The following is a 24277-nucleotide window of genomic DNA, read 5'->3' on the forward strand; positions in this document are numbered from 1 at the left end:
GTACGGTACATCATAACCCGCCACACCAATTCATGGCTTGAGGTGATCGGTAATTCCGGTCATGTCTGCAATGTCGATCAACCGGCCGAGTTCAACAGCCGGGCGATACTGTTTTTGAGAAAAATATCTTCGGGTATGCTGCCTGAAGCGACGGTGTTTCGATGTGCCTCCTCCTGAAGGAGCTATACTGTCGGCTTATTGAAGTGGTTCATGGCATGATTGATACCGTTCACGGCGAAATCAAGCGCGGCATCCCGGCATACCGGAAGCACACCCGTCATAACCGATCGCTCCTCTTCACTGAATTTTCCAAGCACGAACGATGAAAAAGAGCCCAGAGGCTGATCCTGAGGTTTGATACCTATTCGCAGACGTGCAAACTCATCACTTCCAAGAGATTCGATAATATGTTTCAGGCCGTTCTGTCCACCCGCTGATCCTTTGGACCGAAGGCGAATTGATCCTGACGGAAGATTCAGATCATCACAGATTACCAGGATATCTCCCGCTGCGATTTTATAGAAATTCATGGCAGTTACAACCGCGTGGCCGGAGAGATTCATGTAGGTCATCGGTTTGATAAGGATAACCTGCTCTTTTCCATGCCGGATTTTAGCCGCAAGGTATTTGCCTTTACCGGCACTGAATCCTTCCTGAAAAAAATCAGCGATTTTTTCCACAGCTTCAAAGCCGATATTATGGCGGGTTCCTGTGTAGCGGGATTCAGGATTTCCGAGACCGACAACAAGTTTCATGGCGAAGAAGCGTAAATCGGTAAGTGATTTTGGTTTACAATTGGACGATATGCCAATTGCCGACGGAATGAATATAAGAGAGGCCGGGCAGAATATGTAATGAACGATCATTTTTTGAGCCGGAAACAGAGAGAATTCGGGAAGATCAAAAATAGCGGGGAAGAGCTAAGAAGTTCTGCGAAAAGGTATTGAGATTCATGAAAAAAGTTGCAATTTACGTAATCCTGTGATTGGCAGGTCGTTATCAAGTTGACATGATTTTGCTGAGAACATTCTTTTTTTGAATCAAGAATAACAGTGAAAAACAGTGCAATGAAAAAACCTTTGAACGTAACATGGTTAGCCAGAGCCGGATCGGTTCTGGGAGGTCTCGGGCTTCTGCTGCAGTCGCAGGTTGCGCATGCAAGCGAAGCCGATCTGGTATTGCCGGATTTGCATTCGGTATCTTTTCTGGGTGGAATACCCGGTGACACGCTTTTATTATGGGGGCTTGCCATCTGCCTGTTCGGCATGCTCTTTGGTGTAGTACAGTATATGGGCATCCGCAATCTGCCTGTTCACAGTGCCATGAAGGAGATCAGCGAGTTGATCTATGCTACCTGTAAAACCTATTTGATCACACAGGGCAAGTTTATTCTTGTTCTCTGGGTTCTCATCGGCGCAATTATTGTTGCATACTTCGGCTGGCTTCGCAATCTGGAAACCATAAAGGTTCTTTCCATTCTTGCGGCAAGTCTTATCGGTATCCTCGGAAGCTATACGGTTGCCTGGTTCGGCATGAGGATCAACACCTTTGCCAACTCAAGAACCGCATTTGCAAGTCTTGGCGGAAAACCCTTTCCGACCTATGCCATTCCGCTCAGAGCCGGCATGAGTATCGGTATGCTGCTCATCAGCATCGAACTCTTCGTCATGCTCTGTATTCTGCTTTTTGTTCCCAATGATTTTGCCGGGCCATGCTTTATCGGCTTTGCCATCGGTGAGTCTCTCGGTGCTTCGGTGCTCCGTATTGCCGGCGGTATCTTTACCAAGATTGCCGACATCGGTTCCGATCTCATGAAAATCGTCTTCAAGATCAAGGAGGATGATGCCCGTAACCCCGGTGTTATTGCTGACTGTGCCGGTGACAATGCCGGTGACTCGGTTGGACCTACCGCTGACGGTTTTGAAACCTACGGTGTTACCGGTGTTGCCCTGATCTCCTTTATCCTGCTTGCTATCAAGGCTCCCGAAATCCAGATCATGCTGCTTGTCTGGATTTTTGCGATGCGTCTGGTCATGATTCTGGCAAGTGCAGTCTCCTACTGGGTCAACGCTGCCTATGCGAAGATGAAGTACAGCAATGCTGACGAGATGAACTTTGAGAAACCGCTCATCACGCTGGTATGGCTTACCTCCATTGTTTCGATTGTGCTTACCTATGTTGCATCGTACTACCTGATCCGCACGCTCGGTGACGGTACCATGTGGTGGAAGCTCGCTTCGATTATCACCTGCGGAACAATTGCCGGTGCTCTTATTCCTGAACTGGTCAACCGCTTTACCTCAACCGAGTGTGCCCATGTACGCAACGTTGTGCAGTGCACCAAAGAGGGTGGAGCCGCCCTGAACATTCTCTCCGGTCTGGTTGCCGGTAACTTCAGCTCCTACTGGATGGGTCTTGCCATTGTGGGTCTGATGGCAGGCGCTTACGGGCTCAGTACGCTTGGAATAACGACACTGGGACTTACTCCCGAGCTTATTGCTGCACAGGGACTCCTTACGGTCGGGCTTGACAAGGTGATCATGCTTGCTCCTTCCGTCTTTGCTTTCGGTCTTGTCGCGTTCGGCTTCCTGAGCATGGGTCCGGTGACCATTGCCGTGGACTCCTACGGACCTGTTACCGATAACGCACAGTCGGTCTATGAGCTTTCGCTTATCGAAAATGTTTCGCCGAAAGAGATTGAGAGCGAGTTCGGCTTCCAGCCTGACTTTACCAATGCAAAACGCTACCTTGAAGCCAATGACGGCGCAGGCAATACCTTCAAGGCAACGGCCAAGCCGGTGCTTATCGGTACGGCTGTGGTGGGATCAACGACCATGATTTTTTCGATTATCATGATCCTTACCAACGGTCTTGCCGATGTCAGCTCCATTGCAAAGCTCTCCATTCTCTCGCCACCGTTCCTGCTCGGTCTCATGATGGGCGGCGCAGTGATCTACTGGTTTACCGGTGCATCCATCAATGCGGTAACTACCGGAGCCTACTATGCGGTTGAGTTCATCAAGCAGAACATCAAGCTGGATAGTGGTGCAGAAAAGGCTTCAATTGAGGACAGCAAGAAGGTTGTGGAGATCTGCACGAAGTTTGCGCAGAAAGGTATGCTCAACATCTTTCTGACCGTGTTCTTTACAACACTGGCCTTTGCCTGTCTTGACTCCTTCTTCTTTATCGGGTATTTGATCTCCATTGCCCTTTTTGGTCTCTATCAGGCAATCTTCATGGCCAATGCCGGTGGAGCCTGGGACAATGCGAAAAAGCTTGTTGAAACCGAGCTTAACGCCAAAGGTACCGAACTGCATGATGCCTCAATTGTCGGTGATACGGTTGGCGATCCATTCAAGGACACCTCTTCGGTTGCCCTGAATCCGATCATCAAGTTCACCACGCTTTTTGGTTTGCTTGCCATTGAGCTGGCTATCGAGCTGCCTCCGCAGCTTGCGCTGACCATGTCGGCAATTTTCTTTGCTCTCTCACTGGTTTATGTTCATCGTTCCTTCTTCTCCATGAGAATCAAGGTTGACGAATAGTAAGACAGGCCTTTTCGACACAACAACAAAAGCCGCATTGCTGCGGCTTTTGTTGTTGTATGCGGTAATTGCGGAAATGAATGCCTTGAAAAAATGGCTCAGGAGAGGAGGCTTGCCTTATCCCGGGATTCTCAGCGCATAGCGTTTGCTCGAATGGAGCACCGGGCGGTATTTTTCGATATTTTCAAGGATTTCACCAGTTCCCCTTGCTACAGCGGTCAGAGGGTCATCGGTGATATGGACGGCAAGTTTGGTCTCTTCGTAGATTTTCTTGTCAATGCCCTTGATGAGTGCTCCTCCACCTGCAAGGAAAATGCCGCGATCAAGAATGTCCACCGAGAGTTCCGGTTTTACGACCAGCATCTCAAGGGTTTTTTTTATCGAAGTAATGATCTGGCCGATCGGGGTGGAAATGGCCTCCCTGATGGTTACTGAATCGACTTTCATTGCTTCGGGAAGGCCGGATTTGATGTTGACCGCCTTTACGGTCATGGTCATTTCTGTGTCGAGCTTGTAGGCAGAGCCGATCTGCATTTTTATCTCTTCAACGGTACGTTCACCGATGGACATGTTGTAGGTCTTCCGGAAGTGCCGGATAATCGAGTTGGTTATATCAGTTCCGGCAACCCGCAGAGACTCTCCGGATGCAATACCGCCAAGTGAAATAACGGCGATATCTGTTGTGCCGCCCCCGATATCGACAATCATGTTTCCTCTTGCCTCATTGAACTCAAGTCCAATGCCGATGGCAGCGGCTATCGGTTCCGATACCAGATAGATCTCTTTGGCTCCTATATGCTCGGCGGCTATACCATTGATCTCTCCTTCCGGGTTATGATGAGCGGTGCCACTTTTCTGAATGCGTCAAGTTACACAATGCTTTAGCTCACTCCCAAAAAAAATCACAGGAACACTCTCAATGGAGTAGCAAATTTTTTTGACCGAAGTAAAGGTGTTCAGAAATCAGGGGGAAATGCAGTTGATTCTGTTTATGTTTACCCAGAGACAAAGAGGATGTTCCGGTTGCCGTACGGCAGGATATCTGCACGCTTTTTGTATACGTTATATATTTGTTTGCTTGTATTTGCGGGCGGCTCTTTTTGATTTCACCTGATCACCATTGCCGTCAGAATGGATGAATACCTATGAAACTGACCAGAATATATCAGAGTCGTGTGATTGACTTTTACTCGCCGGATCTTTCGACCGAACTGCGGCTTCCGTTTGCCGAAACCGGGGTCTCAGCCGGGTTTCCCTCTCCGGCTGATGATTATATGGAGCTCAGCCTTGATCTCAACAAGGCGCTTGTCCGCCATCCGGCCGCCACCTTTTATGCAAGGGTAAAGGGTTCCTCCATGATTGATGCCGGGATTATGGAAGGGGATATACTGGTAATTGACAAATCCATTGATCCGAAGGATGGCGATATTGCCATCTGTTTTCTTGACGGGGAGTTTACGGTCAAGCGGATTATGCAGCACGCTGACGGGCTTCTCCTGATGCCGGCCAACGAGGAGTTCACTCCGATACGGATCACGGAGGAGAATGATTTTCTGGTATGGGGTGTTGTAACCTATATCATCCACAAGGCCAGGTAGAGCGTCATGTTTGCCCTGATTGACTGCAACAACTTTTATGTGTCGTGCGAGCGGCTGTTCAACCCCGGATTGAGGGGTCGTCCGGTTGTGGTGCTCTCCAACAACGATGGCTGTTTTATCTCCCGGTCGGAAGAGGCCAAGGCTATAGGTCTCGGTATGGGTGAACCGGCATTCAAGTGCCGGGAGCTGCTTCGGCGGCATCAGGTAGCAGTTTACTCTGCCAACTTTCCGCTCTATGGTGATATCTCCGGGCGGGTGATGAGGACTCTCGCCGATTTTGCGCCCGATATTGAGATCTACTCCATTGACGAATGTTTTCTTGACCTCAGCGGGTTTGACCGATTTGATCTTGACAGCTATGCCCGTCAGATGCGGCGGACAGTGGAGAAGCATACCGGCATTCCGGTCAGCATCGGTATCGGTGCAACCAAAACCCTTGCCAAGGCGGCAAGCCGTATGGCCAAGAAAAACCCGGCACTCGGGGGCGTTTTTCTCTTGAGAACCGATGCCGGGATCCGCGATGCCCTCTCCGGCATGGAGGTTGAGCATATATGGGGAATCGGGAGGCGTTACGGCGTGCTCCTGCACCGGAACGGAATTCATAGCGCACTTGATTTTGCCTGTGTGCCTGCTCCCTGGGTCCGACGGAACCTCCATATTACCGGGGCAAGGGTGCAGGAGGAGCTGAATGGCCGCTCATGCCTCTCGCTTGAACTGGTGCGGTCACCAAAGCAGTCGATCTGTACATCCCGTTCGTTCGGTACCTCCGTTACTCTAAAAGAGGAGCTTCAGCATGCCGTGGTGCATTTTGCTTCCAAATGTGCGTTCAAGCTCCGCCGGGAAGAATCAAGAGCTTCGCTGGTTACGGTTTTTGCCTGTACCAGCCCGTTTGCCCCAAAGGAGAAGCGGTACTGGGGAACCGAGACCCTTTCGCTTCCGGCACCCTCAAACGATACCCTGCTTCTGCTCAAGGCGGCAACGCTTGCGCTTGAGCGTCTCTACCGGAGGGGATATGAGTACAAAAAAGCCGGGGTTATTCTGAGCGGGATCGGTTCCGTGAGCGAACCGCAACAGACTACGCTTTCGCTTTTCGACACCGATCCGCTGCCGGAAAAACAGGGGAGATCGGCAAGCCTGATGGAGGCACTTGATGCGCTGAACTCCCGTTACGGACCTGGAACACTCCGCGTAGCCTCCGACAGTTCATCGGGCTGGAAGCAGCGGCAGGAAAAACTCTCTCCCGCTTACACAACCCGCTGGAGTGATATCATTGAGGTGAGATTGTGAATTTTTGATTCCGGATTTTGGATTGAAGAGAAAGATTTTTGAACCACGAAACAGACGAAAAGGCACGAAATTGTGTAGGGGCGATCCTGCGTGATCGCCCTTTTGAATACAGGAATAGATTAATAGAGGTGCCATTATGATTATCAGCGCCAGCCGCCGTACCGACATCCCCGCCTTCTACGGTGAGTGGCTTGTGAACCGCCTGAAGGCCGGTGAGGTGCTGGTGCGCAACCCCATGCAGCCGAAACAGGTGAGCAGAATTATGCTTGCCCCGGCAACGGTTGATGCCCTTGTCTTCTGGACCAAGAACCCTGAACCCTTTCTCTCGCGTCTGCCGGAAATCGATGCTCTCGGATACTCATATTATTTTCTTTTTACCCTGACACCCTATGACGCAACGCTGGAGCCCGGTGTGCCTGAAAAAGGCTCTCTTGTTGAGGTGTTCCGGCGGCTCTCCCGACTTATTGGGCCGGAAAAAGTGGTGTGGAGGTATGATCCCGTTGTCATCACCGATCAGTTTACCCCGGCCTGGCATGCTGCTTCATTTCAAAAGCTCGCAGAACGATTTTCCGGTTATACAGAGCGCTGTATCATCAGCTTTCTTGACGACTACCGCAAGGTGAGAAGCCGTATGCGCAATCTTCGCTTCACCCTGCCCGACAACGCGGAGATGGAGGAGCTTGCATCTATTGTTGCCGACATCGCTGCAAAACAGAACATTGAACTCTTTACCTGCAGCCAGGAGGTTGATCTCTCCCGTTACGGCATCATGCACAGCCGCTGTATTGATGGCGGGCTTGTCGAGCGCATTTGCGGCCGAAGGATGACGGTAACCAAAAAAGACAGCAGCCAGCGTCACGCCTGCGGGTGTGTCGAGAGCCGCGATATCGGCAGCTATGACACCTGCCCGCACGGATGCCTTTACTGCTACGCTGTTTCCAGCCAGACAAAATCATGCAAAGCTTTTGAAGCCTTTGATCCCGCGTCGCCCATGCTTTGCGACCACCTCAATGGAGACGAAACCATCACCACGCCCGCACTCCGCAAGAGAGCGGCTTCAGCACGAACTCAATCCGATTCCGGATTGCATCAGGGCGAACTGTTTGGATAGCTGGAGCTCACGGAATGAATTTATAACGGGGTGTAGATGTTTTGTCCTTGAATGACGTTATATTGTACATTATTCTGTCATATTTATTTCTGACATGCCATGCACGCCATCGATACAAGAAATGTTACGCCGTTAACTGATTTCAGAAACAATATTAAACGGTACATGGAGGAGCTTTCCGTCAGCAAGAAACCTCTGCTTTTAACGCAGCATGGAAAGAGTGCCGCAGTGCTGCTCGATGCGGAACAATACCAGAAGATGCTTGATCAGATAACCTTTATGCAATTGGTTACGGAGGGATTGGAAGAGTATCGCAATAACCGCACCATCCCGGCGGAAGAGCTGTTTCCATCCCTTGACAAGATTATTGCTGAAGCTGAAAAACAGTGAACGTAGAGTTTTCAGAACGTGCTGCTATAAATTGTCGTGAGCGGGGGAGAAGATTTTGAACCACGAAACAGACGATTTTCTGTAGGGGCGATCCTGCGTGATCGCCCTTTTAAAATTAATATTGCCGCCCTTATCCAAGCTGTTCTACAAGATAGTTCTGTATCCCCATCTGGCTGATCTGGTCAATCTGAGCCTCAAGCCAGTCTATGTGGGCTTCCTCATCGCGGAGGATTGATTCAAGCAGCTCTCTGGTTCCGTTATCTCCGACTTCAACAGCAAGCCTGATTCCGTCATTGTAGGAGGCAATGGCGCCATCTTCGGAGTGCCGGTCGTTTTTGTGCTGGGCAGCCACATCGGCACCTATCTTTATTTTTTTGAGGTCGGTGACTACCGGAATACCTTCGAGAAAGAGGATTCTTGCAATAAGTTTTTCGGCATGTTTCATTTCATCAATCGCACGTTTCTCATCAGCGTTGTGGAGTTTTTCATAACCCCAGTTGCTGCACATCTCCGAATGCACAATGTACTGGTTGATTGCCGTCAGCTCGTCAGCGAGCAGGCTGTTGAGTTTTTCGATTATTTTCGGATTTCCTTTCATCGGTCTCTCCTTGATTCGTGTTGATAATGGAATCTTTCATATAGCCACTTCGTATAATAAAGCGGATAATCCGCAATCCAGCAACATCTTTGCCGGGATTTATTTTTGAAGAGGAGAGATTTTGCGAATATATCTGTTTTTATTATCATATGAATGGTTGTTCATGTAATTGAGTTATAGCTATGCAGGATCATAGAGCTGAAGGTTGTCAGGAGGAGTGTTTTCATCCGGATGTGGTGGAGCGTGTTCGCACAGAGATGCCGGGGGAGCCGCTGCAGGAGGAGCTCGCACAGCTTTTCAAGGTGCTTGGCGATCACACGCGGATTCGCATTCTCAATGCGCTTTGTCTCTCGGAACTCTGTGTCTGTGATCTCACCTCTATTCTCGGCATGAATCAGTCGGCAGTGTCGCATCAGTTGAGGGTGCTGCGGGATGCCAAGCTGGTGAAGTCGCGCAAGCAGGGAAAGAATGTGCTCTACACTCTTGACGACACCCATGTCTCAACGCTTATCCGGACCGGTTCCGAACACATCAGGGAAGGGAAGTAACACTGCTCTTTTTTTTTTGCTTTAAACATGAACATATAATCATGTGAGAATGTGTGCAAAAGTACTCCAATTGAGGTTTTCTTATGAATGAATTATTGATTGTTGTCTCGAAAGTACTTCTCGCTTCGTGGAGTGTGCTTCTTGAATCCGCCCCCTTTGTGCTGCTCGGCTTTTTTATTGCCGGGCTGCTCAAGGCCTTTGTTCCTGACAATTTTATTGCGACCCATCTTGGTGGCAGGGGAGTTGTAAGCATTTTCAAGGCATCGTTATTTGGTATTCCCATTCCCCTGTGCAGTTGCGGCGTGCTTCCGGCGGCAGCAGGGCTGAAAAAACAGGGCTCCGGGAATGGCCCGGTTGCAGCGTTTCTTATTTCAACACCCGAAACCGGGGTGGACTCCATTGCCGTCTCCTGGGCTCTGCTCGATCCGCTGATGACCGTTTTCCGTCCGGTAGTTGCGCTCTTTATGGCGGTTTTTACCGGTATTGCGGTCTCTTTTTCAGAGAAACAGAGCGAAAGCAACGTAGCGGCTGACGCAGATAAACCGGGGGAGAGCGCATGCACATCTTCATGCTGCTGCGGCAATGCAAAGAAGGAAGCGGAGAAAAAGCCCACGGTGGTTGAAAAATTCAGGCACGGCATGAGCTTTGCTTTTGGCGGTCTCTTGAAAGATGTCGGTCTCTGGCTCTTTATCGGTATCCTGCTCTCCGGCCTGATCTCGGTTTTTGTTTCAACGGAGATGGTCAGCCGCTATCTGTCGAATGAATATCTTTCGATGCTTCTGATGTTTATCGTTTCCATCCCGCTCTACGTCTGCGCTACAGCTTCGACTCCGATCGTTGCTGCTCTTGCCCTGAAAGGACTGTCGCCGGGAGCAGCCCTTGTGTTTCTCCTGGCAGGCCCGGCAACCAATGCGGCATCGCTCCCGGTGATTTTCAGAATGCTTGGAAGAAAATCCGCGCTTATCTATCTGGTGAGCATTGTACTCATCTCTCTCATTGCGGGAGTAGTGGTCAATGATCTCTACAGCTATCTCGGTTACGACATCATGCATTGGGTCAGTAAAGGGGCTCACGAGGGGGGAGGCATTCTTTCCATTGCTGCATCTGTTTTGCTTCTCCTGCTGGTAGTGAAATCATTGCTGCCAAAAAAACAGAGTGGTCATTCCCGGTAAGAGTGTAATTCACCATATTTACGCTATATTGCGGATGCGTTGATGTTTATGGATTTGACACTGTTTATGATTCAGGATATGAGTAGTTTGTTACGTTCAATTGCAGGGATAGCGCTTTCTGCCGCTCTCGTTATCTCTTTTTCTCCTTCCGCTTTTGCCATTGATGGCTCTTTGTATGAAGGTGATTCCGGGACTCTTCAGGCTTCACGCGGAGCGGTAACTGCCGAAAGCCGGAACGTCGCCTCGGCGTCAACGGTTGCTCTGACGGATGCGGAAGCACAGTTGTACAGGATACTTATGGACTATCGCAGGAGTCAGGGTCTCTCCTCCATTCCGCTTTCGCCAAATCTTTCGCATGTTGCCCGCCTACATGTGCGTGACCTTGAAGCTCATCCGCCTTCAGGCTCCTGCAACCTGCACAGTTGGTCAGAATATGGTCCGTGGCAGCCGGTCTGCTACAACGGCGGAGAGAGTGTACTGAAGATGTGGAGCAAGCCGAGGGAGTTGACCTCCTACAACGGAAACGGCTTTGAAGTTGCGGCCTTTTCGAGCAGCGGCAGGATGGTGCCGGCTCATGCATTGGCTCTCTGGGAAGCATCGTCCGCCCATAATGCGGTTATCACCAACTCCGGCAAGTGGCAGCGACTCACTTGGAATGCGGTTGGTCTGGCCATATCCGACTCCTATGCTGTTGTCTGGTTCGGAGAGGAGTCCGACAGTTCCGGGAGGTAAGTCTCTTCCCGGAACATTCAGCCTTTTTTACTTCAGTTTTTTTGCCTTCAGGCGCAGTGAGTTGCTTACTACCGAAACGCTGCTTCCGGCCATCGCAAGCCCTGAAAATACCGGGTTCAGAAAGATTCCCCAGAAGGGATAGAGTGCACCCGCTGCCAGCGGTATGCCGATGATGTTGTAGATAAAAGCCCAGAAGAGGTTCTGGCGGATAACCCTCATGGTTGAGCGTGAGAGGGTGATGGCCTGGGCAACCTTGTTGATATCGCCCTTCAGCAGGGTTATCCCTGCGGACTCTATGGCAATGTCGGTTCCCGTTGCCATGGCAATGCCGACATCGGCCTGGGCGAGGGCAGGAGCATCATTGATGCCGTCACCCGCCATGGCGACCTTTCTCCCTTCAGTCTGAAGCGCCTTTATTTTAGCCGCCTTTTCTGTGGGGAGAACCTCTGCAATCACCTCATCAATGCCGACCTGACCAGCCATGTAGTTCGCCGCAGCACGGTTGTCGCCGGTCAGCATGATGACCTTCAGCCCTCTCCTGTGCAGTGCCGCTACGGCCGCCTTCGCCTCAGTTTTGACGGTGTCACTGAGCGCAATCAACCCCAGAGCGATCCGGTTCTCTTCAATCATGACAACGGTCTTTCCCTCTGCCTGAAGCCTCTTGACTTCGGCAAGTTCCCTTTCAGTCTCCAGCGGCTTGCGGATAGTAACCGGCAGCCCGGCAATGGTTGCCGATACACCCATCCCCTCAAGTGCTTTGAATTCCGAGATATCCCTGAGGGTGATCGAGCGCTTTTTTGCCTCATCAAGAATAGCCTCTGCCAGAGGGTGTTCGGAGCGGTTTTCAACACTGGCCGCGATCTCTAGCAGCGACTCTGATGTTGTGCCTTCACTGAGAGGGGTGACGTCGGTAACCTTTGGGCTTCCGGTGGTAATGGTGCCGGTTTTGTCAAACACAACGGTATCGATCGAGCTGAGTTTTTCAAGGCTTTCGGCGTTGCGGATAAGGATGCCGTATTCAGCCCCTTTACCGATGCCTACGATGATGGCGGTCGGGGTTGCCAGCCCGAGCGCACAGGGGCAGGCGATCACCAGAATGCCGACCATGCCCGATATGGCGTAGGAGAGGGCGACTGAAAACCCGAGGTATGAAGAGCCGACAGTGATCCAGATCAGGAAGGTTGCAGCCGCAATAATGAGCACAACAGGCACAAAAATCCCGGCGATTTTGTCGGCAATCTCCTGTATCGGCGCTTTTGACCCCTGCGCCTCTTCAACCATCCGGATGATGCGGGCCAGAACCGTGTCGGAGCCGACATTTGATGCCCTGAAGGTGAAGGAGCCCTGTTTGTTGATGGTGCCGCCGATAACCTCATCCCCGCTCTTTTTATCAGCAGGAATGGACTCTCCTGTCACCATCGATTCGTCTATTGCGGAGAACCCTTCAATGATGATGCCGTCTACCGGAAGTTTTGCACCGGGTTTGATGATAACCGTGTCGCCTTTTCTGACCGCTTCTGACGGAATCTCGATCTCTTTTCCCTCCCTGAGCACAATGGCGGTTTTGGCCTGAAGATTAATCAGCTTTTCAATGGCTTCACCGGTTTTCATCCTTGAGCGGGCCTCAAGATATTTGCCGAGCAGAACAAAACCGATTACCACAATGGTGACGTCAAAGTAGGTGTAGTCGGGCACGCGCAGCAGCTCCCGCAGTGAGGGGATAAGGGTGATGAGTGCGCTGTAGACGTATGCCGTGAGGGTACCGATGCCGATGAGGGTATCCATGCTTGCGGCTCCGCTCTGCAGGAACATGACGATGCCGTGCAGGAATGGTGCTCCGATCCTGAAGACAAACCAGGTGGCAAGAACCATGGAGATAATATTGAACAGCTCCATCGGGATTGGAAGGTTCGGGACACTCTCAATAAATCTTGAGCCGATATCCCACATCATGAGGATAAAGATGAGCAGGGCTATCGGCAGGGCAAACTGCACCTTTGCTTTCTGATCAAGAAGCGCCTGCTCTTTCTCCTCCTTCAGGCGGATGGCTACGGAAGCTGCGATTTTCTGCGATTCCCCGGCGCCTGCGGCTCCCGGCTCAGCAGCAATGGCATAGCCATACCTGCTGACAGCATCATTGAGTGCTTCAACCGGAAGGGTTTCATGATCGAATGCAATGGTGACCTTCTCTGTGGCAAGATTGACATCGGCCCGGGTGATTCCCTCAACCTTTGAGAGCTTTTTGGTGATGATGGCTGCACAGCTTGCGCAGTGCATCCCTTTCACGCTGTATGTTCCGGTCGTTGTCATAGGTAGGGATTTGTGTCAATAACGTTATACCACTCTTTTCTCCACTCCCTGAGCATACCAAGCCCCCCCTTGAGGAACAGCTCCACAGCATCGGCATTGTCGAGTACTTCACTCCTGCTCGATTTCAGGCGGATCTCCCTGGTCATGCGGACGCCATTTTCATGATGAGCTATCAGAGCATTTAGGAAACGCAGATCCAGCTTGCTGTCACTGCTCCCGAGGTTCGCTACCTGCGGGTCCCGGACCTTTCTCTGGTCTCCATACCACTCCTTTTTCCATTTGTAGAGTTCGGCTATGGCAACAGGCTCGTTTTTCAGGATCTCCTTGCACAGATTTCGGATCTCCGTCCGCTGGCTTATCGAGGCCTTTTCAGCAAGCAGGATTGCTCCCCGGTGGTGGGCGATCATGCCGTCAAGGTAGCGCAGGTCAACCCATTTGTCCGGTTGGCCCAGATCCATGCTGTTTTTGTCATACATGGATAGAGAGTACTGCGGAGTGAGCCAGTATCCCGCACCGATGCCGATTACCGCCATGACTATACTCAGCGCAACGGCCAGGAAGAGAGAGATATTTTTCATTGTTTTTTCAAGGAAAAGATTGAAGTCATTACTTGACATTGATAACGCCCCTTGGCACTCCCATGGCGCAGGTGATTTTATAGCTGCCCGGTTTTTTTGCCGTGAACTCCATAATAACCGGTGTTCCCTTAACCAGTGACTGCGGTTTCTCGTAGAGACCGGGAATCATGATAGTGCTCATGCATCCGGTGCCAGTATCGCGAGAATCAACAACCATACGTACTTTCTGGCCTGTTTTGACCTGGAAGGTTGAGGGAGTAATATCCTCTGCATTGGTATAGATGGTTTTGACAAGTGCAGCATTGCCCTCAGCGGCAGTTTGTTCTCTCTGGTTTGTTACAGCGGCAACGGCAACGCTCTCTGATGTTCCGGCTCCGGAACTTCCCGCCAGGGAGAACCGGCCGGTGAGATCGAAGCGGTCATTCATATTATAGAATGAAAAGAGGATGATAAGCATTCCGGCAGTTTTCATATAGAGTCTGGATGTTCGGGGGTTGCTTCCGAGTTTTGTGCTTGAAAAACCGATGATGAAGAGCGGGAGTGTTGTGCCGAGTACAAAAAAAAGCATGATGAGCATTCCCGTCGATGCCGAACCGGAGAGTATTGCTGCACCTTCCGCTGCCATGGTAAAACCGCATGGTACCAGTATGGTCATGACTCCGGCACCTGCGGCCTGCAGTGGAGAAGCGGTTCTCTTTCCGGATAGTGATGAGGGGCGACCTGCTTTTTTCGGCAGTGCAATGCTGAAGCGGTTAAAGAAGGTGATGCCGAGCATCTGCAGCGCGGGCACAATCATCAGGAGTGAAATGGTTACGATCATAAACGATGTAAATGCCGGCGAGAGACGGATGGTTTCGCCAAGAAGCCCGAGCAGCGCACCGAAGAGTGTGTAGGTTGCAATACGTCCGATGTTGAAAAAGAGATGGGGTTCCATTTTATGCAGGAGTGATGTATCTTCCTTGTATTTGCTCATCCATTGCGATGTGAGTGAGAGAAGCACTCCGCTGACAAGTGCGGCGCAGCTTGAAAGTCCGGCAAGGAGCCCGAAGAGAAAGAGCGCGCCAAAGGAGCTTGCCGTGCCGATTGCCGGGATACTTTGCAGTCCGGAATAGGAGATTGTGGTAACAAATCCTGTTATGATCAGCGCTACGGCAGCAGCTTTCAGGAGATCATCAACACTGTTTTTTTGTGCAGGGGTGTCGGAAAAGGTATAGGCCCCGTTGGAAAAGAGTGCGTTCAGCTCTCCGGCGGTAACATTTTCGCCCTCATAGCTCACCCTTACCGTTCCCTTTGCCATGGATGCTTCGGCCTCGGTGACTTTTCCTGACTCAAGCAGCGTCTCTTCAATAATCTCTTTACACGCCGGGCAGTACATGCCTTTGACTGTATAGGTACGGTGTTTCATAATCATATGGTAAAGGATAGATGTGCTGCAAGGGTTATAGATGTATCAGCTATTACCTGTATTGAACAGGTAAAGGTTCCATTGCCGGGTTCTGCCAGCTATTAGAGAGTAACAGATATCGTGCCAAACCCGGCGAGGCCTGTTCCAGGCGGGAGGGCGTTCTCTGTATGATGAAAGATATGGAGAATATTCTACACTCAGGGTTGACTATTCTCCATGTTGCTGGAGGAGAAGTGCGACGTGAAGAGCAGGAGATAACGCCGGATCCGGTTATTTCCCGGGCTGTTCGATACCATACTTCTCAATCCGGTAGATAAGGGTATGGCGGGGTATTCTGAGAAAGCGGGCGGCAGCGGTCTGGTTCCACCCATTGCGTTCAAGCGCTTCAACCACAATTTCCCGTTCAAGTTGTTCAAGCGGGTACCCCTCTTCCGGCAGCCGGAGTATGGCGCGGCCCGTCGTTCTCTTCTCCCGGAATTTGGAGGGCAGTTCATCCACGGTTATGGTATCGCTGTTTCGCATGATAAGGATGCGCTCGACGGTGTTTTCAAGCTCACGCACGTTTCCGGGCCAGTCATACTCCTTCAGCAATGCAAGCGCGCTCTTCTCAAAGGTGACCGCTTCTCCTCCATGTTTTGATGAGAAATAGCGGACAAGGAGCTGAATGTCCTCCCGTCGTTCGCGAAGCGGGGGAAGATGGAGAGGGATGACGGCGAGTCGGTAGTAGAGATCTTCGCGGAAGGAGCCTTCCTCCACAGCCCGGTCGATATCAAGATTGGTGGCTGATATGACCCGGACATCAAGTTTTTCAACCTTCGAGCCGCCAACCGGCTCAACCTCCTTTTCCTGCAGTGCCCTGAGGAGTTTCGGTTGCAGCTCAAGTTGCAGTTCACCGACTTCGTCAAGAAAGAGGGTCCCGCCGTTGGCAAGCTGGAATTTTCCGGTTTTATCCTTTATTGCTCCGGTAAACGCACCTCTGATATGGCCGAACAGCTCGCTCTCAAGCAGGTCGCGGGGAATGGCGGCACAGTTTATGGTAACGAACGGACCATCCCTGCGGGAACTTCCGGCATGAATGGAGCGGGCAACCAGCTCCTTGCCTGTGCCGGACTCACCGGTGATGAGTACTGAAGCCTCGGTGTCAGCCACCTTGCGGATCACCGCAAAGAGCTGCTCCATCTCTTTTGAAGAACCGATGATGGTGCGGAAATCCTCTCTGTCGGAGAGTACCCGTTTGAGTCGGCGGTTCTCCTCGCTCAGGCCGGAGAACTGCAATGCCTTTCTGACCGTGATGCGGAGCGTATCGCGGTTGAAGGGTTTGGTGATATAGTCGAAGGCGCCGGCTTTCATCGCTTCCACGGCGGCATCAACACTTCCGAAGGCGGTGATGATGATCACAAGCGTTTCCGGAGATCGTTCCCGAACAGTTTTGAGCACCCTCATGCCATCCATACCGGTCATTTTCATGTCGGTGATAACCAGATGCGGCCCGAACTCCTCAAGTCGTGCCAGCCCCTCTTCTCCTGAAGCAGCGGCCTCTACAGCATACCCCTCTTCCTGAAGGTTATATTCAAGCACCCTGCGCAGTGAGGTGTCGTCGTCGATGACAAGTATTTTTGCTTTCACGTTGCTTCTCCCGAATCTGCCAGGAGCAAAGGAAGTCTGATGGTGACGGTTGTGCCATTCCCCGCTTCACTCTCTACAAGCAGTGTTCCTTTATGGTTTTCAATGATGTTTTTTGTGATCGCAAGACCAAGTCCCGTTCCATCGGGTTTGGTGGTAAAGAACGGTTCAAAAATACGATCCAGAACCGCTTTTTCAATGCCCGGGCCGCTGTCGCAAAAGCGGATTTCGCAGAATGCATGCTGATCGAGTGCTGTTGAGATGGTGATGCGCCCTCCCTCCGGCGTTGCCTGCAGTGCGTTGATGATGATGTTCAGGAATGCCTGGCGCAGCTTCTCGCTGTCGGCCATAACGATCATTGCAACAGCGTTCGGCTGAAGTTGTAGTGCAACCTGCCGTTTGCGGGCATCGTTCATCACGAGGGTTACGATGGTCTCCAGCTCATCCTGCACCCGGCAGGGCTTCATCGCCATCGGCTGCTGGCGCGCCATGTGCAGAAACTCCTCCACCACCCGGTTCAGTCGTTCGGTCTCGCGGATTTGTATATCGATGAACTCATGTTTGGGGTTGTCGGGCAGGTAGTCGTCCCGGAGGATTTCGGCAGTTCCGCGGATGGAGCTGAGGGGGTTTCGGATCTCGTGCGCGAGGACTGAGGCCATCTCCCCCAGGGTGGAGAGCTTCTCGGCGCGCCGTAACTGCTCTTCTATGATGATGGTCTCTGTTGACTGCTTCTGCAGTTTGCGATAGGACTCGGTCAACTCGCGGCTGCTTTTCTGGAGTTCTCCGGTTCTTTCCCGTTCCCGTTGCGAGAGCATGCCGGTGACAATTCCGACTGTATTGTAGAGCAGTATCTCAAGATATTTTTCCATCTCCATGCCGGGGTGGCCGCCCCACTGGTAGAGTATATGTGGGGCGTAGAGGATGCTGACGAAGAGTGAACAGAAGAGACCGCCCCGGAAGCCGAACCAGAGCCCCGACAGGATGATCGGCAGATAGTAGAGCCGCTGGAAGATGTCGTGCAGATAGGGAAGCTGGAGCGGCGTCAGGTAGTGCAGCAGGCTGATGGCGATAACCGAGGCTGCCAGTGAGAGCGTCCGGATGCGTGTTGCTGTTTCCATGTGTTCCGGCCCTGTGCGCAGTCTCTGTAGTTTAGTTAACTATACTCCACTCATTTCGTTGCTCCTCCTGAAATTTTAACGGATCAACGCTTAAGAATTTTATTGAACCTGCCAGTTTATTCAAGCCTTTGATATTACTCGATTTATGATCAACAGACAGGACATGCATTTTATCCTGTAACTGAATTTTCATGATAAAACCTCTCTGAATGATTGCGGGATGGATAGCGTCATGTTTTTGTCGTGTACTATACGTCGGTTTTTCCAAAAACAGCTTCAAGTGTCGGGGCAGTGAGAATAGCTTCACTCCATGCCTCCAACTCCTCTTCTTTGGCACTTCCTAACTGCTCTGATACCCACTGAGGCAAAAGGCCAAAGCGGCGTTCAAGCTGTCTTTTCAGTAATCTGGATTCGCCTTCAACACGGCCTTTGACTATTCCTTCTGCTTCTCCCTTGGCCATCCCCTTGGCCATCCCCTTGGCCATCCCCTTGGCCATTCCGATTCGTTCTACGCTTGTAATGTATTGCACTTTTTGTCTCTCCTCGATTGTTTCAAGTTCTTGCCAGATCATGCTGTTCAGCCATTCCGGCAGTTGCATCAACCAATCTGCAACACAAAATAAATCAATGACTCGTTGTTTATCCCATTGACGCTGATAGAGTATTCTTATCAAACGGAGTTTTGCTTCGTAGCGTTCCTGATGCTTCTTTCGGGTCTGCTGAGTCAGGATGTGCGCTGCAGTAATCCATCCAAAAGCATTATCCGATGTCAGCAGTTCATCAAGTTTGTTTTCGTAATCGGCCAACTTGGCCACCGGGAATGTGATGGCGTGGGTGCATCCCAGCACGGAAAAACCATAAGAGGTTGGTTTCCATTGCTTATGCTCATCAGCCAGTACCGCCAAACTGGCTACAGGCCGGTCATATCGATCATAAATTCTGTAGTTGTAGACAAACATGCGTTTGGCAAATTCAGCCTGCATTGCCCCTTGTACTTCAACGTGAATGTATATCCATTTTTCATCACCATTCAGTACATTGACCCTGACCAGCCTGTCAACAAAACGCATTCCTAATTCGGCATCCTGAACCACGGCCCGCAGCTCCTGATCCAGAAAGATTTGACCTTTTGACCAATCTATTTCAGCATGGGCATCCGGGAAATAAAATGCCATGAACTCCTGGAAGTAGTGCTCAATAGCCTTTTTCCAGGGGGTATCGTATTGGTCGCTCGAAGTATCCATACGTTACGCTGTATACAGGTATGTACATTCGACAGACCTGTCATATTCCGCAGCAATCCACAGTCCGTCGCTATAAACTCAAATATATCTTCGACAATCCTGAAAACAAAATACCCCCTTTTATGCAGTGCTATCATCCCCATTGCAAGGATGTAGAGCCCCTTATTTCGAACCTTCGGTTTTGAACTCCGAGGTAGTATGGAACTCCAGGTCGGGATAGTCCTCCCGTGCGGTTTTCATCATCCATTCGCTCTCGGCAAAAAAGACCGGATGATCCTCCTTGTCAAGCGCAATGGCATTCCATTTGCGGCGCAGAAACTCGTCAAGCATCTCCTTGTTGCTGCCGGTTATCCAGAATGCCTTGTGGAAGCGCAGGGGAGTGAAGTCGCACTGGGCACCATACTCGTGTTCCAGACGGAATTTGATGACGTCGAACTGGAGTTCGCCGACGGTGCCGATAATTTTGCGGGCTCCGTGCTGGATGAAGAGCTGGGCGACCCCCTCTTCGGTGAGCTGGCGTATCCCCTTGTCGAGCTGTTTGGCCTTCATCGGGTCGCGGTTTTCGAGCGCCTTGAAGATCTCCGGAGAGAAGCTCGGGATACCGCGGAAGTGAAGCTCCTCGCCTTCGGTAAGGGTATCACCGATTTTCAGTGAACCGTTGTCGTAAAGGCCGATCACGTCTCCGGGAAACGACTCGTCAACCACACTTTTTTCATTGGCCATGAACTGGGTCGGGCTTGAAAAGCGGATTTTTTTCTGCAGCCGGGTGTGGTAGTAAAACTTGTTGCGCTCAAAACTGCCGGAACAGATCCGGAAGAAGGCGGTGCGGTCTCGATGATTCGGGTCGAGATTGGCGTGGATTTTAAAGACAAACCCGCTCATCGCCGGTTCCGAAGCCCTGACAATGCGTTCTGCCGCTTCACGTTCATCCGGGCTTGGGGCCACGGTGAGAAAGGTTTCAAGCAGCTCCTTGACGCCGAAGTTGTTGATGGCGCTGCCGAAAAAGACCGGAGCAAGCAGGCCGTCACGATAGGTCTCCTCATGAAAGGGTTCATAGACCCCTTCAATCAGGGCGATATCTTCGCGAAGTTTCCGGCAGAAGCTCTCCGGAATCCATTTTTCCAGTTCGGGATCGTTCAGGTCGCTGACCTTGATGATGCTTTCGCTGATTTTTGTGGTATTGGCTTCAAAGAGGTTGAGCCCTTTTTTGTAAAGGTTATATACCCCCTTGAAGCTCTGCCCCTGGCTGATCGGCCAGGTGAGCGGCCTGACGTTGATCTGAAGCTTTGCCTCAAGCTCGTCAAGCAGTTCAAAGGGGTTGCGCCCCTCACGGTCCATCTTGTTGATGAAGATGATGACCGGGGTGTGGCGCATGCGGCAAACCTCCATCAGCTTCTCGGTCTGCTCTTCAACGCCTTTGACGCAGTCCACGACGAGAATGACGCTGTCCACTGCCGTCAGGGTGCGGTAGGTATCTTCAGCAAAGTCCTTGTGACCGGGAGTGTCGAGAATATTCACCCTTTTTCCTGTAAATTCAAACCCCATGACCGAGGTGGCAACCGATATTCCACGTTGCTTTTCGATCTCCATGAAGTCGCTGGTAGCGGTTTTGCGGATCTTGTTGCTTTTTACAGCACCGGCCGTCTGGATGGCGCCGCCGAAGAGCAGAAATTTTTCGGTCAGTGTGGTTTTACCCGCATCCGGGTGGCTTATGATGGCAAACGTTTTCCGCCGTGCGGTTTCCTTTATTAAATCCATTGCGTGTTTTCGTGCTCCTGCTTTCAGTTCATGACTGCCAGGCAGGGTGTTGTAAAAAAATGGTCTGAAGAGTGGGCCAAGATACAAAGAAGCAGGGCAATAAAAAGAATCCGGGCTGGCAGGATGCTTTTACTGTCGCGGGATTGCTCTCGATTAGTTATTTTCGGAAAATAACATACATCATCATCTAACCATTAATGGGGGTAATGTGGCTTCACTTGAAAAAATTCTCGATCAGATCAGCGGATATGTCTGGGGTGTTCCGCTGCTTGTTCTGCTCTTCGGAACCCATATATTCCTGACCTTCCGGCTCGGCTTTATCCAGAAATACACCTTTACGGCGATCCGGATGTCCTTTACGAGATCGAAAGAGGGCGCAGGGGAGATCAGCCATTTCGGCGCTCTTGTTACCGCCCTCGCCGCCACAATCGGAACCGGCAACATTGTCGGAGTTGCCACTGCGGTTGCCGCCGGCGGCCCCGGTGCGGTGCTCTGGATGTGGCTGACCGGCGTCTTCGGTATTGCCACCAAATATGCAGAAGCGGTGCTCTCGGTGAAGTACCGCACGGTTGCAGAGGATGGCACGGTTTCCGGCGGGCCGATGTATGTGCTTGAAAAGGCGATGAAGATGAAGTGGCTTGCAGTGCTCTTTGCACTCTTTACCTCGGTTGCCGCATTCGGTATTGGCAACATGGTGCAGGCAAACTCCATTGCGGTTATGGTGCAGCACAATTTCAACATCTCCCCCTGGATAACCGGCTCCGTGATCACCGTGATCACCGCCATTGTCATTATCGGCGGAATAAGCTCCATTGCGAAGGTTTGTGAGTACCTTGTGCCCTTTATGGCAATTTTTTATGTTCTTGGCTGTGTTGTTCTGCTTGTTATCCGTCATGAGACCATCATGGATACCATCCAGCTTATCATCTCATCGGCGTTTTCCGGTCAGGCCGCTATCGGCGGATTTGCCGGAGCAGGTGTCAGGGAGGCGATGCGCTTCGGTATTGCCCGGGGACTCTTCTCCAACGAGTCGGGCCTCGGCAGCGCTCCGATTGTAGCCGCTGCGGCCCAGACCAAACATCCGGTAAAACAGGCGCTTATCTCTTCGACCGGTACCTTCTGGGACACTGTTGTTGTCTGCCTTGCAACCGGGATCGTGGTGGTCAACTCCGGCATGTGGCAGAGCGGTCTGAAAGGGGCCGAGCTTACCAGCGCAGCCTTTACCGAGGTGCCCTATATTGGCAATGCCGTTTTGACCTTCGGCCTTCTCACCTTTGTTTTTTCAACCATTCTTGGTTGGTCCTACTACGGTGAAAAGGCGATAGAGTACCTCTTCGGCAAAAAACTCATCATGCCCTACCGCTGGCTCTGGGTTGCCGCCGTCATGGTTGGTTCCGTGGCATCCCTTCAGGCGGTCTGGACCTTTGCCGATATTGCCAACGGCCTTATGGCGCTGCCGAACCTTGTCTCCCTTATCGTGCTCAGCCCTGTCGTTGCCGCCGAAACCAAAGACTATTTTTCCCGTCCGAAAGCCGAAAGGTGAGGGGAGTTTTAAAAGAAGTTGCCATCGCTTTTCAGGGGGGTGAAATAATCCTGATTTCCGGATTTTTCACCCCTTGAGGTTATAAAAAAAATGGTATAATAGCACACCGTTTTATTAATCAAATAAGCAAGTCATACCATGAATTTTAATCCCTGGCACGACGTTGAGATTGGAGAGGGTCAGCCGAATGTTGTCAACGCCATTATCGAGATTTCAAAAGGAAGTAAAACCAAGTATGAGCTCGACAAGAAAACCGGAATGCTGAAGCTTGACCGTGTTCTTTTCTCCTCCATTTTCTACCCTGCAAACTACGGCTTCATCCCGAGAACACTTGGTGATGATCATGATCCGCTTGATATCGTCGTTATATCCCAGTGTGACATTGTTCCGATGTGCATGGTACGCGCAAGGGTTATTGGTGTTATGCGCATGGTTGACCATGGCGAAGGTGATGACAAGATCATCGCAGTTGCCGAGGATGATGTCAGCATGAGCAACGTCCACAACATCGACCAGTTGCCACCCTACTTCGGTTCCGAGCTCAAGCACTTCTTTGAGGAGTACAAGGCGCTTGAAGAGAAGACGGTGCTTGTCGAAGAGTTCCAGGATGCAGCGGTCGCCCGTGAGTGCGTGAAGCATTCGATTGACAACTATATCAAGGTATTCTCTTAATGGTCCCACTGTTTATTTGTTGCGCGATTTGATTGCTTCGTTGGCCGGTGCTCGAAATCCTCATGTACTCTCATGTACACTCCGGTTTCTCCGCTCCGTCTGCCTCGCACTCAAACCGCTCACGACAATAAATTAGCGGAACCAGATGAGGTTTATCCTTGCGCACACACATATATTCGACTGTCGTCAGAAAGGCGGTCACTGTTTTCAGGCAGTGCCCGCTTTTTTTCTTTTCTGGCAGTAGTGATTGCCGAACCTGCCGAGCTGGTTCTGGCTATCGCCGGAACACGGTTTGATTTGCTTGAGAATTGATTTCTTTTTATTGTGCTTTTGATCTGATTACATCCATCATCCTCCAGACCACCATCTCCAAACAACGATGAAACGTTTTCTCCATGTCGGATGCGGACCCCGCAAGAAGAGCCAGACAACTCGCGGATTCAATACTCCGGAATGGTCAGAGCTGCGTTTTGATATTGATTCAGCAGTTTCTCCTGATATTATCGGTACCATGACGGATATGTCCGCCGTTGAGAGTGCATCAGTTGATGCTGTATTCTCAAGCCACAGTATCGAGCATCTCTATGCTCACCAGGTTCCTGTTGCACTTGCCGAGTTCAGGCGTGTACTCAACCCTGAAGGCTTTGCAGTCATTACCTGTCCGGATCTGCAATCGGTTGCCGCATTGATCGCTGATGACAAGCTTACCGATCAGGCTTATGTTTCACCGGCAGGTCCGATTTCGCCTCTTGACATCCTTTATGGTCATCGTCCCTCCCTGGCCAGGGGTCAGGAGTACATGGCCCATCGCTGCGGATTTACACAAAAGGTGCTGACCGGAACGCTGCGGGTTGCCGGATTTACCATGGTTGCCTTCCGGAGGCGAAGTGCTCCCTATTTCGACCTGTGGGCACTTGCTGTCACGACCATGATACCGGAACCGGAGCTGCGTAATCTGGCCTCAATCCATTTCCCGGGATAGATTGGCCCCTTGGGTTCTTCGCTGCACTGAACTGCTCATATATTCGACTATCGTCAGAAAGGC

The 24277-nt window shown here is 51.2% G+C and carries 20 protein-coding genes and 2 pseudogenes; 12 read left to right on the forward strand and 10 right to left on the reverse strand.

The genetic code is table 11. The features are described from left to right. Window positions 1–177 (forward strand): annotated as a pseudogene (locus tag BOO20_RS02605) (alpha/beta hydrolase); the annotation flags it as partial. Window positions 178–182: 5 nt separating this feature from the next. Here BOO20_RS02605 and pth read toward each other — a convergent pair. Next, complete coding sequence (gene pth, locus BOO20_RS02610; RefSeq protein ID WP_076790301.1) at window positions 183–755, reverse strand: aminoacyl-tRNA hydrolase; 573 nt, start codon at window positions 753–755, stop codon at window positions 183–185. Window positions 756–1067: 312 nt separating this feature from the next. Here pth and BOO20_RS02615 point away from each other — a divergent pair, with 312 nt between their 5' ends. After that, a complete protein-coding gene (locus BOO20_RS02615; protein ID WP_076790304.1) occupies window positions 1068–3545 on the forward strand; it encodes a sodium-translocating pyrophosphatase in 2478 nt (825 codons plus the stop codon). Between the two features lie 117 nt (window positions 3546–3662). Here BOO20_RS02615 and BOO20_RS02620 read toward each other — a convergent pair. Further along, window positions 3663–4352: pseudogene (locus tag BOO20_RS02620) on the reverse strand (rod shape-determining protein); the annotation flags it as partial. Window positions 4353–4690: 338 nt separating this feature from the next. Between BOO20_RS02620 and BOO20_RS02625 the strand changes: the two are divergent. From BOO20_RS02625 to BOO20_RS02640, 4 genes are all read left to right on the forward strand, one after another. Next, window positions 4691–5143 carry a LexA family transcriptional regulator gene (locus BOO20_RS02625; RefSeq protein ID WP_076790309.1) on the forward strand — a complete coding sequence of 151 codons (453 nt, stop codon included), beginning with the start codon at window positions 4691–4693 and terminating at the stop codon, window positions 5141–5143. Between the two features lie 6 nt (window positions 5144–5149). Then, window positions 5150–6430 (forward strand): Y-family DNA polymerase, encoded by a 1281-nt coding sequence (locus BOO20_RS02630; protein ID WP_076790311.1) that lies wholly within the window; start codon window positions 5150–5152, stop codon window positions 6428–6430. 136 nt (window positions 6431–6566) lie between these two features. Then, the gene (locus BOO20_RS02635; protein ID WP_076790314.1) at window positions 6567–7541 is read left to right on the forward strand and encodes a DUF1848 domain-containing protein; all 975 of its coding nucleotides are present in this window, start codon (window positions 6567–6569) and stop codon (window positions 7539–7541) included. A gap of 99 nt (window positions 7542–7640) precedes the next feature. Then, a complete protein-coding gene (locus BOO20_RS02640) occupies window positions 7641–7931 on the forward strand; it encodes a type II toxin-antitoxin system Phd/YefM family antitoxin (protein ID WP_076790316.1) in 291 nt (96 codons plus the stop codon). A 130-nt stretch (window positions 7932–8061) separates the two neighbouring features. On the opposite strand, the gene bfr is transcribed toward BOO20_RS02640, so the two are convergent. Next, on the reverse strand, window positions 8062–8529 hold the full coding sequence (bfr, locus tag BOO20_RS02645) for a bacterioferritin (RefSeq protein ID WP_076790319.1): 468 nt from the start codon (window positions 8527–8529) through the stop codon (window positions 8062–8064). 182 nt (window positions 8530–8711) lie between these two features. Here bfr and BOO20_RS02650 point away from each other — a divergent pair, with 182 nt between their 5' ends. From BOO20_RS02650 to BOO20_RS02660, 3 genes are all read left to right on the forward strand, one after another. Continuing rightward, window positions 8712–9077 (forward strand): helix-turn-helix transcriptional regulator, encoded by a 366-nt coding sequence (locus tag BOO20_RS02650; protein WP_076790324.1) that lies wholly within the window; start codon window positions 8712–8714, stop codon window positions 9075–9077. A gap of 83 nt (window positions 9078–9160) precedes the next feature. Continuing rightward, a complete protein-coding gene (locus BOO20_RS02655; RefSeq protein ID WP_076790327.1) occupies window positions 9161–10249 on the forward strand; it encodes an SO_0444 family Cu/Zn efflux transporter in 1089 nt (362 codons plus the stop codon). A 78-nt stretch (window positions 10250–10327) separates the two neighbouring features. Then, entirely contained in the window at window positions 10328–10981 is a 654-nt protein-coding gene (locus BOO20_RS02660) for a CAP domain-containing protein (protein WP_144277105.1), read from the forward strand. Between the two features lie 27 nt (window positions 10982–11008). Here BOO20_RS02660 and BOO20_RS02665 read toward each other — a convergent pair whose 3' ends face one another. The 7 genes from BOO20_RS02665 to BOO20_RS02695 all read right to left on the reverse strand — a co-directional run bounded on the left by BOO20_RS02665 (window position 11009) and on the right by BOO20_RS02695 (window position 21017). After that, the gene (locus tag BOO20_RS02665; protein ID WP_076790329.1) at window positions 11009–13291 is read right to left on the reverse strand and encodes a heavy metal translocating P-type ATPase; all 2283 of its coding nucleotides are present in this window, start codon (window positions 13289–13291) and stop codon (window positions 11009–11011) included. Beyond that, on the reverse strand, window positions 13288–13908 hold the full coding sequence (locus BOO20_RS02670) for a DUF305 domain-containing protein (protein WP_076790332.1): 621 nt from the start codon (window positions 13906–13908) through the stop codon (window positions 13288–13290). Before BOO20_RS02670 ends, BOO20_RS02665 begins: the two co-directional genes overlap by 4 nt. Then, window positions 13898–15280 (reverse strand): sulfite exporter TauE/SafE family protein, encoded by a 1383-nt coding sequence (locus BOO20_RS02675; RefSeq protein WP_076790335.1) that lies wholly within the window; start codon window positions 15278–15280, stop codon window positions 13898–13900. The genes BOO20_RS02670 and BOO20_RS02675 overlap by 11 nt, the downstream gene beginning before the upstream one ends. 264 nt (window positions 15281–15544) lie before the next feature. After that, window positions 15545–16900 carry a sigma-54 dependent transcriptional regulator gene (locus tag BOO20_RS02680; protein WP_076790338.1) on the reverse strand — a complete coding sequence of 452 codons (1356 nt, stop codon included), beginning with the start codon at window positions 16898–16900 and terminating at the stop codon, window positions 15545–15547. Then, the gene (locus BOO20_RS02685) at window positions 16897–18015 is read right to left on the reverse strand and encodes a nitrogen regulation protein NR(II) (RefSeq protein WP_076790341.1); all 1119 of its coding nucleotides are present in this window, start codon (window positions 18013–18015) and stop codon (window positions 16897–16899) included. The genes BOO20_RS02680 and BOO20_RS02685 overlap by 4 nt, the downstream gene beginning before the upstream one ends. 248 nt (window positions 18016–18263) lie before the next feature. Continuing rightward, a complete protein-coding gene (locus BOO20_RS02690; RefSeq protein WP_076790344.1) occupies window positions 18264–19259 on the reverse strand; it encodes a DUF4351 domain-containing protein in 996 nt (331 codons plus the stop codon). Window positions 19260–19421: 162 nt separating this feature from the next. Next, on the reverse strand, window positions 19422–21017 hold the full coding sequence (locus BOO20_RS02695) for a peptide chain release factor 3 (RefSeq protein ID WP_076790347.1): 1596 nt from the start codon (window positions 21015–21017) through the stop codon (window positions 19422–19424). Between the two features lie 208 nt (window positions 21018–21225). On the opposite strand from BOO20_RS02695, the gene BOO20_RS02700 reads away from it, so the two are divergent. The 3 genes from BOO20_RS02700 to BOO20_RS02715 all read left to right on the forward strand — a co-directional run bounded on the left by BOO20_RS02700 (window position 21226) and on the right by BOO20_RS02715 (window position 24214). Beyond that, a complete protein-coding gene (locus tag BOO20_RS02700) occupies window positions 21226–22560 on the forward strand; it encodes a sodium:alanine symporter family protein (protein ID WP_076790350.1) in 1335 nt (444 codons plus the stop codon). A gap of 138 nt (window positions 22561–22698) precedes the next feature. Further along, window positions 22699–23232 carry an inorganic diphosphatase gene (locus BOO20_RS02705; protein WP_076790353.1) on the forward strand — a complete coding sequence of 178 codons (534 nt, stop codon included), beginning with the start codon at window positions 22699–22701 and terminating at the stop codon, window positions 23230–23232. Window positions 23233–23611: 379 nt separating this feature from the next. Beyond that, window positions 23612–24214, forward strand: a complete 603-nt coding sequence (locus BOO20_RS02715; RefSeq protein ID WP_076790359.1) for a methyltransferase domain-containing protein — start codon at window positions 23612–23614, stop codon at window positions 24212–24214. Window positions 24215–24277: the final 63 nt, after the last annotated feature.

Source organism: Chlorobium sp. KB01, from assembly GCF_001975465.1.
Classification (GTDB): Bacteria; Bacteroidota; Chlorobiia; order Chlorobiales; family Chlorobiaceae; genus Chlorobium.

What these genes read in the sequence shown, in the direction of transcription:
- BOO20_RS02630 (WP_076790311.1), top strand. Translation starts at nt 5,150, where the DNA reads ATGTTTGCCCTGATTGACTGCAACAACTTTTATGTGTCGTGCGAGCGG.
- BOO20_RS02615 (WP_076790304.1), top strand. Translation starts at nt 1,068, where the DNA reads ATGAAAAAACCTTTGAACGTAACATGGTTAGCCAGAGCCGGATCGGTT.
- BOO20_RS02670 (WP_076790332.1), bottom strand. Translation starts at nt 13,908, where the DNA reads ATGTCAAGTAATGACTTCAATCTTTTCCTTGAAAAAACAATGAAAAAT.
- BOO20_RS02650 (WP_076790324.1), top strand. Translation starts at nt 8,712, where the DNA reads ATGCAGGATCATAGAGCTGAAGGTTGTCAGGAGGAGTGTTTTCATCCG.
- BOO20_RS02685 (WP_076790341.1), bottom strand. Translation starts at nt 18,015, where the DNA reads ATGGAAACAGCAACACGCATCCGGACGCTCTCACTGGCAGCCTCGGTT.
- pth (WP_076790301.1), bottom strand. Translation starts at nt 755, where the DNA reads ATGAAACTTGTTGTCGGTCTCGGAAATCCTGAATCCCGCTACACAGGA.
- BOO20_RS02695 (WP_076790347.1), bottom strand. Translation starts at nt 21,017, where the DNA reads ATGGATTTAATAAAGGAAACCGCACGGCGGAAAACGTTTGCCATCATA.
- BOO20_RS02675 (WP_076790335.1), bottom strand. Translation starts at nt 15,280, where the DNA reads ATGATTATGAAACACCGTACCTATACAGTCAAAGGCATGTACTGCCCG.
- BOO20_RS02660 (WP_144277105.1), top strand. Translation starts at nt 10,328, where the DNA reads ATGAGTAGTTTGTTACGTTCAATTGCAGGGATAGCGCTTTCTGCCGCT.
- BOO20_RS02635 (WP_076790314.1), top strand. Translation starts at nt 6,567, where the DNA reads ATGATTATCAGCGCCAGCCGCCGTACCGACATCCCCGCCTTCTACGGT.
- BOO20_RS02705 (WP_076790353.1), top strand. Translation starts at nt 22,699, where the DNA reads ATGAATTTTAATCCCTGGCACGACGTTGAGATTGGAGAGGGTCAGCCG.
- BOO20_RS02625 (WP_076790309.1), top strand. Translation starts at nt 4,691, where the DNA reads ATGAAACTGACCAGAATATATCAGAGTCGTGTGATTGACTTTTACTCG.
- bfr (WP_076790319.1), bottom strand. Translation starts at nt 8,529, where the DNA reads ATGAAAGGAAATCCGAAAATAATCGAAAAACTCAACAGCCTGCTCGCT.
- BOO20_RS02715 (WP_076790359.1), top strand. Translation starts at nt 23,612, where the DNA reads ATGAAACGTTTTCTCCATGTCGGATGCGGACCCCGCAAGAAGAGCCAG.
- BOO20_RS02655 (WP_076790327.1), top strand. Translation starts at nt 9,161, where the DNA reads ATGAATGAATTATTGATTGTTGTCTCGAAAGTACTTCTCGCTTCGTGG.
- BOO20_RS02665 (WP_076790329.1), bottom strand. Translation starts at nt 13,291, where the DNA reads ATGACAACGACCGGAACATACAGCGTGAAAGGGATGCACTGCGCAAGC.
- BOO20_RS02640 (WP_076790316.1), top strand. Translation starts at nt 7,641, where the DNA reads ATGCACGCCATCGATACAAGAAATGTTACGCCGTTAACTGATTTCAGA.
- BOO20_RS02690 (WP_076790344.1), bottom strand. Translation starts at nt 19,259, where the DNA reads ATGGATACTTCGAGCGACCAATACGATACCCCCTGGAAAAAGGCTATT.